This is a genomic window from Ferrovibrio sp. (assembly GCF_017994015.1).
Classification (GTDB): domain Bacteria; phylum Pseudomonadota; class Alphaproteobacteria; order Ferrovibrionales; family Ferrovibrionaceae; genus Ferrovibrio.
In genome coordinates this window covers 1-13,585 of sequence record NZ_JAGOLP010000016.1, presented here as the reverse complement: position 1 = coordinate 13,585, position 13,585 = coordinate 1, and the positions used below count along the sequence as shown (strand labels likewise).

Genomic DNA, 13,585 nt, shown 5'->3' with positions numbered 1-13,585 from the left:
GGCATCAGCTCCGCGCCACATTGCGGAAAGCGGCCGCAAGCGCGGCCAATGCTGCGCCCGGCTTGCCGCCACGCAGCCGTGTATGTAGCAACACCGGCAGGCGCGGCAATGCCGGCAACCGCAGCCGCGGGCCGATATCGATGGCGCCGAAAGGCAGCATACGTGGAGCCAGGGCGCTGATGCCGATGCCGGCCATCACCGCTGCCACCACCGCCGTCACGCCGCCACCGACAAACACTTCGTTCCAGACAATGCCGGCTTCGTCCAGCAACTGACCAGCAAGCACGCGCACGCCGCAAGGCTCCGCCATGGTGGCCAGCGGTAGCGGTTCGCCAGGGCGATGCTGCCAGTGCGGCGCGGCAAACCAGCCGAATTTTTCCTCGGCCAGCAATACGCCATCATTGCGCCCGGCATGCAGGCGAACGATGACGGTATCCAATTCGCGCCGATCAAATCGCTGCAACAGCTCGGCCGAAGAACCGATGCGGATTTCGATCAGCAAATCCGGGTCCTGGGCGTTCATGCGGGCGATCAGCGCCGGCAGTTCCGGCCCCGCCACATGGTCGCTGATACCGATGCTGAGGCGCTGCCGCGCGCCGGCAAAGCCGGCCAGGGCACGGTCATGCACGGCCAGCAGGTCGCGGGCATGGTCCAGGAAACTGGCACCGCGTGGTGAAAGTTCCAGATGGCGGGGCGTCCGTTCCAGCAGCCGGCAGCCAAGCCGCTTTTCCAGCCGTTGCAGCTTCAGGCTGACCGCGCCCTGGGTGGTTTGCAGGGCTTCCGCCGCGCGGGTGAAGCTGCCGAGTTCGGCGATGCGGATAAAGGCCCGCACCGCATCCAGATCAAGGGGTGGTTCAGTCATTTGCAATGAAAATAGCTGAAATCAGTATCAATGCCATATGAAAATAACTGGCGGTGTCCGAGTTTTGGCGCGGTCAACAACGGAAAGGGACCAAACGATGCCGCTGCTGCATGTTTCAATGCGGGCCGGAAAGCCGGAAGCCTACCGGCAGGCAATTCTGGATGGTTTGTATCTGGCGTTGCGCGAAGCGCTCGATGTGCCGGAAGACGACCAGTTCATGACCATCTCCGAACATTCGGCGGCGAATTTCCGTAAGGGCAACGCCTTCGGCATCAGCCGCAGCGACGATCTGGTCTATATCCAGGTCACTGTATTCAGCAGCCGTACGGCCGAACAGAAACGCGCGCTGTTCCGTTGCATTGCCGCGCAGCTCGGCGCCAATCCCGGCATCCGCCCGGAGGATGTGTTTATCAACATCCTGGACGCGCCGAAGGAAAACTGGTCGGTCGGCCACGGCCAGGCGCAGTTCACCTGACCGCGTAGTACAAGCTCAGCTGCTCAATCCACCTTGGTTTCGGGCAGCTTGGCCTGTTCGGCGGCCTGCTGTTCGGCGATCTTACGCTCGAAATTGGCTTTGCCACGCCGATGCACCAGGAACAGGATCAGGCCAACCAGCGCGAAGACGCAGAGCATGATCAGGCCAAAATCCTTGGCGATATCGCCCAGCACAGCCTCGAAGGTCTTGCCCAGCAGATACCCGGCCCAGGCAAAGGCATTGGCCCAGACAAAGGCGGCAATGAAATTCAGGGCGGCAAAACGCGGCCAGCCAATCGGGCTCATGCCCATGGCAAAGGACGAGAAATTGCGCACGCCGTAGATGAAGCGGAAGGAGAGGATGAAGCCGACATGGTATTTATGCAGCATGCCGAGCGCCACGTTGACGCCGCCCTGCATTTTCGGGAAACGCTTCAACAGGCGATGGCCATAGCGGCGGCCGATCCAGAAATAGAGCTGATCGCCGCAGAAGCTGCCAAGCCAGGCGGCGGCAATCAGCATATACTGGTTCAACATCCCCTGACTGGCGGCAGCGCCGGCGAAGATCACGAAGGTTTCACCCTCGAGAAACGCCCAGACAAAAGTGATGATGTAGAACAGGTCTTCGTATTCTTCGATCAGCTTATAGATGTCGAGGTCCACGGCGGGGCCTTTGCGCTACAGGGTCAAATCAGGCCCGCGAGGGGGGATGAAGGATCGGCATAGCGCTTTTTCGGCATGCGCCCTGCCCGATAGGCGAGGCGGCCGGCTTCCACTGCCAGCCGCATGGCATGCGCCATGCGGATCGGGTCTTTCGCTTCGGCGATGGCAGTGTTCATCAACACGCCGTCGCAGCCCAGTTCCATGGCGATGGCGGCATCCGAGGCGGTGCCAACACCGGCATCGACCAGCACCGGCACACGGGCATTTTCCTTGATAATGCGAATCTGCACCGGATTCTGCACCCCCAGGCCGGAGCCGATCGGCGCCGCCAGCGGCATGATGGCGCAGGCGCCAAGGTCTTCCAGCTTGCGGGCGGCGATCGGATCATCGGCGCAATACACCATCACGTCGAAGCCCTCGGCCACCAGGATTTTGGTGGCAGCCAGGGTCTGCTCCATGTCGGGATACAGCGTCTGCTTGTCGCCCAGCACTTCCAGCTTCACCAGCTTCCAGCCACCGGCCTCGCGCGCCAGCCGCAGGGTGCGCAGGGCTTCCTCGGCAGTGAAGCAGCCGGCAGTGTTGGGCAGGTAGGTGTATTTCTTCGGGTCGACATAATCCATCAGCATCGGCTGCTTCGGATCGGTCACATTCACCCGGCGCACGGCCACGGTAACGATCTCGGCTCCCGAAGCCTCGATGGCTGCCTTGGTTTCGGCCAGATCCTTGTACTTGCCGGTGCCAACCAGCAGGCGCGAGCGGAAACGCTGGCCGGCCACTTCAAAGTAATCGTCATCCGGGTGCTGGGCGGCATTGCCGCCGCCAATGAAATGCACGATCTCGATGGCATCGCCATCCTTCAGCGCGGTGGCGCCATAGGCAGAGCGCGGCACGATCTCCCGGTTCAACTCGATGGCAATCTTGCGCGCATCCAGGTCCAGTTGTGTCAACAAATCGGCGACACTGGCCGCCTGGCCCAGGTCGCGGGTTTCTCCATTGATCGACAGCCGCATACTTCCTGCTCTTTCCCAGTCTTGGCCGGCCCCGCTTTTATAGATGGGGGCTCCTGGCGCAGCGACAATAGAATGTGGCGCATCCAGGGGCAACCACCCTGCTTGGCGGATACCGGCTGGCAACACCATACTACCTCTTTGTTACATCCTGGCTGTGGTTTACAGTTGGTTCAGGCAAGGAGATTGGGCATATGCGGCTTTATGGGTATTTTCGATCATCGGCAGCGTATCGCGTGCGAATCGCGCTTAATCTGAAGGGGCTGGATTACGATCTGGTGCCGCTGCACTTGCAGAAGAACGAACATCTGTCGGCGGATTATGCCCGGCTCAACCCGCAGAAGCTGCTGCCGGCCTTGCAGGTGGGCGACGAGATCATCACCCAGTCGCTCGCCATTGCGGAATATCTCGACGAAATGCATCCCACGCCGGCCCTGCTGCCCCAGGCGCCGTTGCTGCGCGCCCAGGTGCGTGCCATGGCGCTGGCGATTGCTTGTGATATCCATCCGGTCAACAACCTGCGCGTGCTGCGTTATCTGGTGCACGATATGGGCTTGTCGGAAGACAAGAAAAACCAGTGGTATCGCCATTGGGTGGAAACCGGCCTGGGCGCCGTGGAGCAGACCCTGACGAATAGTCCGCATACAGGTGTTTTCTGTTTTGGTGACGCGCCCAGCCTGGCGGATATCTGCCTGGTGCCGCAGGTGTATAATGCCCGGCGCTTCAACAGCGATCTTTCCGGCTGCCCCACGGTGGTGCGCATCGCCGATCACTGCGCCACGCTGGATGCTTTTGCCCGCGCCGCACCAGACAAGCAGCCCGACGCGGAGTAGGCGATGTTGGCAAGGCGCCTGCTGCTGGGATTGCTGACTGCGCTAGTGCTGGCGGTGGTGCCTGCTCCGGTGCAGGCCCAGGCCAGTGCGGCGCCGGCCGGCAAAGCTGTCGCCATGCCAACCTTTTTCCGTATCGCCACCGGCGGTAGTGCCGGGGTGTATTTCCCGCTGGGCAACCTGATTGCCCGGGCGGTGGCGGAAAGCAGCGGCCTGCCGGATTGCCCGGCGCCCTTGCCACAGCCCTGCGGCGTGCCGGGCCTGCTGGCAGTAGCGCAGAATTCCAATGGCTCGGTGGCCAATGTGCAGGCGATCCAGGCCGGCGCGGTGGAGGCTGCGCTGGTGCAATCCGATATCGCCTATTGGGCCTATAGCGGCAGCGGCATCTTTGCCGGCAAGCTGCCGGCCACACAACTCAGCTTTCTCGCCCGGCTATATCCCGAGGCGGTGCATGTGGTGGTGCGGCGTGGTGCCGACATCCGGAATATTGCCGATCTGGCCGGGCGGCGTGTCAGCCTGGACGAGCCGGGTTCCGGCACGCTGGCAATGGCGCGCACCCTGCTGGCTGCGCATGGCCTGACGGAAGCACGTTTGCAGGCCGAATATATCAAGCCGGAACTGGCCGGGCCGCGCCTGATGGCAGGTGAACTGGATGCTTTCCTGTTTGTTGGCGGCTGGCCTTTGCGTGATGTGGCGCAACTGGCCGCAGAAGGCCGCATCATTCTGCTGCCGATCACCGGGGCGGCGGCGGCAGACCTGCTGGCGCGCAATCGTTTTCTCAGCCGCACCACTATCCCGGCCGGTGTCTATCCGGGCCAGGATGCGGTAGAGACGCTGACGGTGACAGCGCAATTGCTGGCCCGGGCCGATCTGCCGGAAAATTTGGTGGAAGCCGCGTTGCGCCAGCTTTGGAGCCGGCGCGGCCAGGATTTGGTGCGGGCCGGCCATCCGCGCGGTGTTGATCTGTCCCTGCAACTGGCGCTGGAAGGGCAGGCGATCCCGCTGCATCCCGGCGCGGCGCGTTTCTATCGCGCGGCGGGTATTGCAGAAAGCGCCAGGCCCTGATGCCGAAACCCTTTGCGCAATGGGGCTTTGGCCGGCGCCAGATCAGTATCGCCATCGTGGCGGTGGTGGCGCTGGCGATGGTGATCGGCGTTTATATACAGCAAAGCCTCAGCTCCATCGCGCGTGATCTGCCGGTTACCCTGCTTGATCAGGAACGGGATGCCGAAGTGCTGATCCGTGAAATGGCCAATCTGGCCTGGGCGATAGAATTCTGGCGCAGTGAGCCGGGCGAGACCAACCGCGAGCGGGTGCGCCAGCGGCTGGGTGTGGCGACACAGCGCGCCGAGTATCTGCGCACCAACTATAATCTCGATAATCTGGTAGGCGCTGCCGGCATGTATGCGGTGGCACGGCCGGCCTTGCAGGATTTGGAACGCTGGTTTGAGGACGGCGCCATGGGCCATGCCGCCGGCTCGGCCTCAGCCATGTGGCTGATGCAGTCTCGCGCCCGTGATGCCGAAGTCCGGCTCATCGCCCTGCTGGGCGAAGGCCGTGACAGCGCCCGCGCCCTGTTGCGGGCGCAGGAGGCGCGGCTGGATCGTTTTTCGCTTGGTGTGGCGGTGCTGACCGCTTTCGCCGCCATGCTGGTGCTGGGTCTGGTGCTGCTGCTGTTTCGCCAGCGACATATTCTGGAATTGAAGGAAGATGCTGAAACCACCCTGGTCGCCGCCAAGCGCACCGCCGAGGAGGCCAATCGCGCCAAGAGTGATTTCCTGGCCAATATGAGCCACGAATTGCGCACGCCGCTGAATGCCATCATCGGCTTTTCCACCATGATCAAGGATGAAATGCTGGGGCCGGTGGGCCAGCCGCGCTACCGCGATTATGCCGGTGATATCCATGCCAGCGGCGAACATCTGCTGTCGATCATCAGCGATATCCTGGACCTTTCCAAGGTGGAAGCCGGCAAGCTGGAACTGGCCGATGATGAATTTGAGGCCGACGAAGTGATGCGCGCCGCGATCCGGCTGGTGCGCGAAAAGGCCGAGGCCAACCGGCTAAGCCTGATCCTGCGGCCGCTGGATCAGCGTGTGCGGCTCTATGCTGATCGCCGCGCCATTTTGCAGATTGTTATCAACCTGCTCAGCAATGCGGTGAAATTCACCGAGCGCGGCTCGGTGGAGTTGAGCGGCGGGCTGACCCCTGAAGGCGGCTTTATCCTTCGCGTGCGGGATACCGGCATCGGCATGACACCAGCCCAGTTGGCCAAGGTGCTGGAGCCGTTCTATCAGGTGCAGAATGCGCTGACCCGCGAACAACCCGGCACCGGCCTGGGCCTGCCGCTGGTGGATCGCCTGGTGCGGCTGCATGACGGCCAGTTGCGCATCGAAAGCCAGCAGGGTTTCGGCACCACCGCCAGCGTGGAATTGCCGGCCAGCCGCGTGATGCGTAATGGATGATAGTTTCCGATTAAGTCTCGCGAGGCGGCTCCGCGCTGCCGCTATCGCGTCATACCCGTTTCATCTGGTGCTGCGGACCATCACCGGGCAGATGGCAACATTTATAACGCCAAGCGGGTCGTCTGCCAAGTTCAGGCCCCAAGCGCGTTGAGCGCGGCGCGCAACTCATCAAAATGATCGATCAGGCGGTCGGCGCCAAGTTCGTGCGGCGGGATGCGGGTATAGCCGAAACTCACCACCACGCTGGGCAGGCCGGCGGCTTTGGCGGCGTTGATGTCATTGGCCGAATCGCCCACCATGGCGGCCCAGCTTGCAGCAGCACCCGCGGTGGCGCGGTCGATGGTGCCGGTGAGATGGCCCGGATCGGGTTTTTTCACCGAGAAGCTATCGCCGCCCACGATGGCGTCAAAATGCCGCGTCAGATCAAGCTGATCCAGCAAGGGCCGGGTGAATTGCTCGGTTTTGTTGGTGCAGACGGCGAGGCGATAGCCATCGCGGCGCAGGCCCTCAAGGCAGGCAACCACTCCGGGAAATGGCCGGCTGGTGGCGGCGAGGTTGGCCCCGTAGTAAACAAAGAAGGCATCAACGGCGGCCTTGAACTGTGTCGGCGAGGTGATGCCGCCGGTGGCTTCCAGGCCGCGCTCCACCAAAGCTACGGCGCCATCGCCCACCATGTGGCGCACGGCATCCAGGCCAACTGCTGGGCGGCCCTGGCTCTGCAAGGCATGGTCGAGGGCGCCGGCAAGGTCGGGCGCAGTATCCACCAAGGTGCCGTCGAGATCGAACAGGATAACTTTCATGATCGCTGTAACACTCGGAAAAACCTTGAAACAGTCGGAAAAACCTTTTGATTTCCGGCATAGCCCAAGGATATGAGACAACCAATCCCGGCCCAGGCTGACCCGCCCGCGCCGATCTTTATCTGTTTCTCAGTTTTAAACGGCATTGCATCATGGCGAAACACTCTTTGGCGGTAATTGTGCTGGCGGCGGGGCAGGGCACGCGGATGCGGTCGGCCTTGCCCAAGGTGCTGCATCCGGTGGCGGGCCTGCCGATGGTGCGGCATGTGCTGAATGCTGCTGCCATGCTCAAGCCGGAACGCAGCATTGTGGTGCTGGCGCCGGGCATGGAGCAGGTAGCCAAGGCGGTGGCGCCAGCAACCATCGCCATCCAGCAACAGCCGCTCGGCACCGGCCATGCGGTGCAGGCAGCGCTGCCGGCCTTGAAAGGCTTCACGGGTGATGTGCTGGTGTTGTTTGGCGACACACCGATGCTGACCACCGCCACCTTGAAGGCGATGCTGGCGGCACGGCGTAGCAAGTCGCGTTCAGGCGGAGACGGGCCGGCCGTGGTGGTGAGCGGCTTCCGCCCGGCCGATGCGGCGGCCTATGGGCGGCTGGTGCTGGATGCCAAGGGCGAGCTGGAAGCCATCGTGGAATACAAGGATGCCACGCCGGAGCAGCGCGCCATCGGCTTCTGTAATGGCGGTGTGATGCTGCTGGACGGCGCTCGCCTGCCTGGCCTGCTGAAGCGGCTGGATAACAGCAATGCCAAGGGCGAATATTATCTCACCGATCTGGTGCAACTGGCGCGCGCCAAGGGCTGGGGCTGCCGCGCCGTCGAGGTTTCCGAGATCGACGTGATGGGCGTGAACAACCGCGCCGAACTGGCCCTGGCGGAAGCGTATATGCAGGCCAGGCTGCGCGCCGCAGCGCTGGAAGCCGGCGTCACCATGACCGCGCCGGAGACGGTGTATCTGCGCGCTGATACAAAGCTCGGCCGCGATGTCAGCATCGAGCCGCATGTAGTGTTTGGCGCCAATGTTGAGATCGGCGATAGCGTGACGATTCGCGCCTTCAGCCATATCGAGGGCGCGCGTGTGGCCGCTGGTGCCGTTCTTGGCCCCTATGCGCGGCTGCGGCCCGGCGCCGATATCGGGCCGGAGGCGCATATCGGCAATTTTGTCGAGATCAAGCAGGCGCGGGTGGAAGCCGGCGCCAAGGTGAACCACCTGACCTATATTGGCGATGCCCGCATCGGCGCCAAAGCCAATATCGGCGCCGGCACCATCACCTGCAATTATGATGGCTTCAACAAGAGCCACACCGATATCGGCGCCGGTGCCTTTATCGGCTCGAATTCTGCATTGGTGGCGCCGGTAACGATTGGCGATGGCGCCATCGTGGCGGCCGGCAGCACCATCACCGGCGATGTGCCCGCCGATGCCATGGCGCTGGCGCGTGGCCGGCAGGAAAACAAGCTCGGCCTGGCGGGGCGATTTCGCGCCCAGCAGGCCAAGAAAAAGCAGCAGAGCAAAAACCAATAGTCTCCCTCAGTTTTTTTCAGGAGTAGCCTCATGTGCGGAATAGTCGGCGTTCTCGGCAATCGCGACGTTGTGCCTTTGCTGGTCGACGGCCTGAAGCGGCTGGAATATCGCGGTTATGATTCAGCCGGGATTGCCACGCTGGTGGATGGCGCCATTGAACGCCGCCGCGCCGAAGGCAAGATCGCCCGGCTGGAAGCGCGGCTGGACGAGGCGCCGTTGCATGGCAATAGCGGTATCGCGCATACCCGCTGGGCCACCCATGGTGCGCCCAACGAAACCAACGCGCATCCGCATGCCACGGCGCGCGTGGCTTTGGTGCATAACGGCATCATCGAGAATTACCGCGAGATCGGCCAGGAACTGGCCGCCAAGGGCCATGTCTTTATCGGCCAGACCGATACCGAAGTGGCGGTGCATCTGATTGACGATAACCTGCAATCCGGCATGGAGCCGGAAGCCGCCGTGCTGGCGGCTTTGCAGCGCATGCGCGGTGCCTTTGCGCTTGGCATCCTGTTTCGCGGCGAGACCGATTTGCTGATCGGCGCCCGGCGCGGCGCTCCGCTGGCAGTGGGCTTCGGCAATGGTGAGATGTTCCTGGGCTCGGATGCGCTGGCGCTGGCGCCGCTGACCGACCGCATCGCCTATCTGGAAGAGGGTGATTGCGTGGTGCTGCGCCGCACCGGGGCGCGCTTCATCGATGCCGATGGCAATGTGGTTGAACGGACCATCCGGCCCACCGCGATCAGCGGCGCCATGATCGGCAAGGGCAATTACCGCCATTACATGCAGAAGGAAATCTACGAGCAGCCGGCGGTGCTGGGTGATACCATCAACAATGTGGTCAGCCCGATTGACCGCTCGATCCATCTGCCCGAATTGGGCCTTGATCTTGCCGCGCTGCGCCGTGTCACCATCATCGCCTGCGGCACATCATATTATGCCGGCCTGGTGGCGAAATACTGGCTGGAGCGCTATGCGCGGGTGAATGTGGAAGTGGATGTGGCTTCCGAATACCGCTATCGCGAAAGCCCGGTGGATGCCGATGGCTTGGCGATTTTCATCTCCCAATCCGGCGAAACCGCCGACACGCTGGCGGCCCTGCGGTATGTGAAGCAGCATGGCGGCCGCACGCTGGCCATTGTGAACGTGCCGGAAAGCAGCATGGCGCGTGAAGCCGATGCGATGCTGCAAACCAAGGCCGGGCCGGAAATCGGCGTGGCTTCCACCAAGGCTTTCACCTGCCAGCTTGGCACCCTGGCGGCGGTGGCGCTGGCGGTGGCGCAGGCGCGCGGCGCCTTGCCGGCCGATGAAGTGGCCCGTCTGGTGGGCGCGCTGACCGAGATTCCGTCGCGCATGTCGGAAGTGCTGAACCATGACGAGGCGCTGCATGCCCTGGCCGAGCGCATCATGGACAAGCGCGATGTGCTCTATATCGGCCGCGGTGCCTGCTATCCGCTGGCTATGGAGGGCGCGCTCAAGCTCAAGGAAATCTCCTACATCCATGCCGAGGGCTATGCTGCCGGCGAATTGAAGCATGGCCCGATTGCGCTGATCGACGAGAGCGTGCCGGTGATTGTGATTGCGCCGAGCGATGCGCTGTTCGAAAAGACCATTTCCAACATGCAGGAAGTGATGGCGCGGGGCGGCCAGGTGATTTTCCTGTCTGACCATGTTGGCATGGCGCATATCGATCCGGCGGCCGCAGCCACAGTGGAACTGCCACTGGTTGACCCCTTTGTGGCGCCGATCCTGTATGCTATTCCGGTTCAGTTGCTGGCCTATCATGTTGCGGTGCTGAAAGGCACCGATGTGGATCAGCCGCGTAATCTGGCCAAATCAGTCACGGTGGAATGATGAGCGCGCTCAAACTCGGTCTGCTGCCTTTTGAAGTCAGTGTCTGCGGCGTCAGCGAATTGCCCAATTTCGCCGGTCAGGTTTCGCATGTCATCGGCATCCTGGATCCCGGCACGGCGCGCCCGCCGGCCTATGCCGAGCTTGGCGCCGGGCATCACAGCGAATTCCGTTTCCACGATATCGTCACCCCCGATCCGCTTAAGCTGGCGCCAAGCCCGGCCGATGTGGCGGCGGTGATTGCCGCCTGCGAAGCCGTGCTTGATTCCGGCCCCGGCCATGTGCTGGTGCATTGCTGGGCCGGCATCTCGCGCTCCACCGCCACCGCCACGATCCTGATGGCGTTGCGCAACAAGGGCCGCGAGGCTGATATATTCGCGGCATTGGCGGCGATTCGGCCGCGCTCCTGGCCCAACAGCCTGATGATCCGTCAGGCGGATCGTATGCTGGGCCATGGCGGCGCCCTTGTCGCGGCAATGGAGGCGCACCATCTCTCCGTGGCCCGCCAGCATGCCGATATGCGTGACCTGATGTTTGCTGTCGGGCGCGGCCATGAAGTGCCGGCATCCCTGCAATAAGGCTTGAACCCGATGACCCAGTATGACGTAGACCTGTTTGTGATTGGTGGCGGCTCGGGCGGTGTGCGGGCCGGCCGCATTGCCGCCGGCCATGGCGCGCGGGTTGCCGTGGCCGAGGAATACCGCTACGGCGGCACCTGCGTCATCCGTGGCTGCGTGCCGAAGAAGCTGCTGGTCTATGCGTCTGAATATGCCCATGGTTTCCAGGATGCCGCCGGCTTCGGCTGGAGCGTCGGCGATACCAGTTTTGACTGGGCTAGGCTGATCGCCAACAAGGACAAGGAAATCGGCCGCCTGGAGCGCATCTATCGCGGCCTGTTCGAAAATGCCGGGGCCAAGACCTATGACGGCCGCGCCCGGCTGGTGGATGCCCATACCGTTGAAGTGGCGGGGCAGCAGATCACCGCCGGCACCATCCTGATTGCCACCGGCGGCACGCCGGTGAAGCCCGAGATTCCGGGCGCCGAACTGATGATCACCTCGAACGAGGCGTTTCATCTGCCCGAACAGCCGAAGCGCGTGGTGGTGCTGGGCGGCGGCTATATCGCGGTGGAATTTGCCGGCATCTTCAACGGCCTCGGCTCGCAGGTCAGCCTGGTTTATCGCGGTGAGCAGATTTTGCGCGGCTTCGACGATGATGTGCGCAACCATCTGGCAGCCGAGATCGTCAAGAGCGGCATCGACCTGCGCGTCAAAACCGATATCGTGAAGCTTGAGCAGGCCACCGATGGCAGCCTGCTTCTCCATCTTGGCGATGGCAGCAGCATTGCCTGCGATGCGGTGATGGCAGCCACCGGGCGCAAACCGAATACCCAGGGCCTGGGCCTGGAAGCCGTGGGCGTTGCGCTGGATGCCGATGGCGCGGTGCAGGTGGATGCCTGGTCGCAAAGCAGCGTGAAGCATATCTATGCCGTGGGCGATGTCACCAACCGGATCAACCTGACCCCGGTGGCGATCCGCGAGGGCCATGCCTTTGCCGACACCGTGTTTGGCAACCGGCCGCGCCAGGCCGATCATGCCGATGTGCCGTCTGCCGTGTTCAGCCAGCCGCCGGTGGGCAGTGTGGGCTTGACCGAGGCGCAGGCGCGGCAGCGTTACAGCGCGGTGGATATCTACCGCACCAGCTTCAAGCCGATGCGCCACACATTGTCGGGCCGCGACGAGCGCATCCTGATGAAGCTGGTGGTGGATGCCGCTTCCGACCGTGTGCTCGGCGCCCATATGGTGGGGCCGGAAGCCGGCGAGATCATCCAGGGTATTGCCATCGCCATCAAGGCCAAGGCCACCAAGGCGGATTTCGACGCCACCGTGGGCATCCATCCCACCGCCGCCGAGGAATTCGTTACCCTGCGCGAGAAGGTGAAGGCCTAGCCGCCATGCGCATCCTGCCGCTGCACGCGATCAATGCTGCCGAGCGCAGCCGGCTGTGCCATCGGTTTCATGCCGAAGTGGCGTTGGCGGCGTTTCCGATGGCAGCGGAACTGGAAACCGCCGAAGCCTGGCTCGACCGCATGACGCAGCCCGGTGCTGATAACCAGCCGATTCTGCATATGCATCTGGCGCTCGACGATGCTGCCGAAAAACCAGCCATAGCCGGCGGCCTGCTGGTGGAGATTTATCCGGCCTCGCGCTGCATTCTGTTCACCTATATCGCGGTGGCGCCGGCCTATCGGGGCCAGCGGCTGGCGCATCGGCTGGTGCAGGCGGCCGAGCAGGCGTTAGCCGCAGCGGGTTATGGCGATTGCCCGATCCTGGCCGAAGCGGAAGATCCTGCCCGTGTCGGCGCGGCTGCGCACAGCGCCAATCTGGATCTTGGGCTGCGCCTGCGCATCCTCAAAGCGCTGGGTTTTGTGCGCACCGATTTCCCCTATGTGCAGCCGGCCCTGGCGCCGGAGAAGGCGCCGGTGGATTGGCTGTTCCTGCTGGTGCTGCAGCGCTCGTTGCCGGGCGGCATGCTGCCGGCATCGCGCCTGGCGGCATTCCTGGTTGAATTTTTCGCCAGCCTGGATAACCACCCTGACAATGCCCGCCATCTGGCGGTTATGCAAAACTGGCTTGCCAAGCGCGATACACTGGCGTTTCATGCCTTGGCATGAGCCATGATGAAATAGCGCCCGGCGCCTTCGCGCCGGTGCTCACCGCGCTGCCGGGCGATACGGCGGCGATCCTGCTGACCTTCCTGATCCGCTGCCATGAGCGTGACAGCGCGCCGGCCGGATTCCTGATGCGCAGCCTGCGCCAGCGCCTGGAAAGCAGTGAGGATGCCAGCCTTGTTGCCGCCCGCATGGCATTGGTGGAACCCGCCGCATCCTTTCTGGACGATATCATCGCCCCGGCCTTTCGCGCCGATACCGTGCCGCTGCTGCTGCTGGCGCAAAGCGCGGACCAGCCGGCGCCGGTGCTGGAACTGCGCTGGCCGCAAAGCCTGCGCTACAGCGCCGAGGGGGGCGAGCAGCCGATACCCGGCCTGGAGCGGCTGGCAGCCCCATTGCGCTTGGCCTGGCGTGATTCCTTTGCGCTGTTCGGTTC

At 63.2% G+C, this 13,585-nt stretch carries 14 protein-coding genes; 10 read left to right on the top strand and 4 right to left on the bottom strand.

The features are described from left to right. Window positions 1–4: 4 nt before the first annotated feature. A complete protein-coding gene (locus tag KBB36_RS10345) occupies window positions 5–862 on the bottom strand; it encodes a LysR family transcriptional regulator (RefSeq protein WP_290979831.1) in 858 nt (285 codons plus the stop codon). Between the two features lie 97 nt (window positions 863–959). Between KBB36_RS10345 and KBB36_RS10340 the strand changes: the two genes are divergently transcribed. After that, the gene (locus KBB36_RS10340) at window positions 960–1,337 is read left to right on the top strand and encodes a tautomerase family protein (protein WP_290979828.1); all 378 of its coding nucleotides are present in this window, start codon (window positions 960–962) and stop codon (window positions 1,335–1,337) included. 23 nt (window positions 1,338–1,360) lie between these two features. On the opposite strand, the gene KBB36_RS10335 is transcribed toward KBB36_RS10340, so the two are convergent. Both KBB36_RS10335 and thiS read right to left on the bottom strand, forming a co-directional pair. After that, window positions 1,361–1,999, bottom strand: coding sequence for a DedA family protein (locus tag KBB36_RS10335; RefSeq protein ID WP_290979826.1), 639 nt, complete (start codon window positions 1,997–1,999; stop codon window positions 1,361–1,363). Window positions 2,000–2,022: 23 nt separating this feature from the next. Then, window positions 2,023–3,009, bottom strand: a complete 987-nt coding sequence (gene thiS, locus KBB36_RS10330) for a sulfur carrier protein ThiS (protein WP_290979823.1) — start codon at window positions 3,007–3,009, stop codon at window positions 2,023–2,025. 191 nt (window positions 3,010–3,200) lie between these two features. Here thiS and maiA point away from each other — a divergent pair, with 191 nt between their 5' ends. From maiA to KBB36_RS10315, 3 genes are read left to right on the top strand one after another with little or no spacing between them, the layout of a single operon-like run. After that, a complete protein-coding gene (gene maiA / locus KBB36_RS10325; protein ID WP_290979820.1) occupies window positions 3,201–3,839 on the top strand; it encodes a maleylacetoacetate isomerase in 639 nt (212 codons plus the stop codon). Window positions 3,840–3,842: 3 nt separating this feature from the next. Next, window positions 3,843–4,901, top strand: coding sequence for a TAXI family TRAP transporter solute-binding subunit (locus KBB36_RS10320; RefSeq protein ID WP_290979817.1), 1,059 nt, complete (start codon window positions 3,843–3,845; stop codon window positions 4,899–4,901). Then, the gene (locus tag KBB36_RS10315; RefSeq protein ID WP_290979814.1) at window positions 4,901–6,301 is read left to right on the top strand and encodes an ATP-binding protein; all 1,401 of its coding nucleotides are present in this window, start codon (window positions 4,901–4,903) and stop codon (window positions 6,299–6,301) included. The genes KBB36_RS10320 and KBB36_RS10315 overlap by 1 nt, the downstream gene beginning before the upstream one ends. A gap of 131 nt (window positions 6,302–6,432) precedes the next feature. Here the strand turns inward: KBB36_RS10315 and gph are convergent, their stop codons facing one another. Further along, window positions 6,433–7,101, bottom strand: a complete 669-nt coding sequence (gene gph / locus KBB36_RS10310; protein WP_290979811.1) for a phosphoglycolate phosphatase — start codon at window positions 7,099–7,101, stop codon at window positions 6,433–6,435. Between the two features lie 152 nt (window positions 7,102–7,253). Between gph and glmU the strand changes: the two genes are divergently transcribed. The 6 genes from glmU to KBB36_RS10280 form a co-directional block, all read left to right on the top strand. After that, window positions 7,254–8,627 carry a bifunctional UDP-N-acetylglucosamine diphosphorylase/glucosamine-1-phosphate N-acetyltransferase GlmU gene (gene glmU, locus KBB36_RS10305; protein WP_290979808.1) on the top strand — a complete coding sequence of 458 codons (1,374 nt, stop codon included), beginning with the start codon at window positions 7,254–7,256 and terminating at the stop codon, window positions 8,625–8,627. A 30-nt stretch (window positions 8,628–8,657) separates the two neighbouring features. After that, window positions 8,658–10,481: a glutamine--fructose-6-phosphate transaminase (isomerizing) gene (gene glmS / locus KBB36_RS10300; RefSeq protein ID WP_290979806.1), complete on the top strand. Its 1,824-nt coding sequence runs from the start codon at window positions 8,658–8,660 to the stop codon at window positions 10,479–10,481. Then, window positions 10,481–11,056, top strand: a complete 576-nt coding sequence (locus KBB36_RS10295) for a protein-tyrosine phosphatase family protein (protein WP_290979803.1) — start codon at window positions 10,481–10,483, stop codon at window positions 11,054–11,056. The genes glmS and KBB36_RS10295 overlap by 1 nt, the downstream gene beginning before the upstream one ends. Window positions 11,057–11,068: 12 nt before the next feature. Beyond that, window positions 11,069–12,427, top strand: coding sequence for a glutathione-disulfide reductase (gor, locus tag KBB36_RS10290; protein WP_290979800.1), 1,359 nt, complete (start codon window positions 11,069–11,071; stop codon window positions 12,425–12,427). A 5-nt stretch (window positions 12,428–12,432) separates the two neighbouring features. Continuing rightward, window positions 12,433–13,152, top strand: coding sequence for a GNAT family N-acetyltransferase (locus KBB36_RS10285; RefSeq protein WP_290979797.1), 720 nt, complete (start codon window positions 12,433–12,435; stop codon window positions 13,150–13,152). After that, window positions 13,149–13,585 (top strand): hypothetical protein (locus KBB36_RS10280; protein WP_290979794.1); only part of this gene is annotated, 437 nt, incomplete at its 3' end. The genes KBB36_RS10285 and KBB36_RS10280, both read left to right, overlap by 4 nt.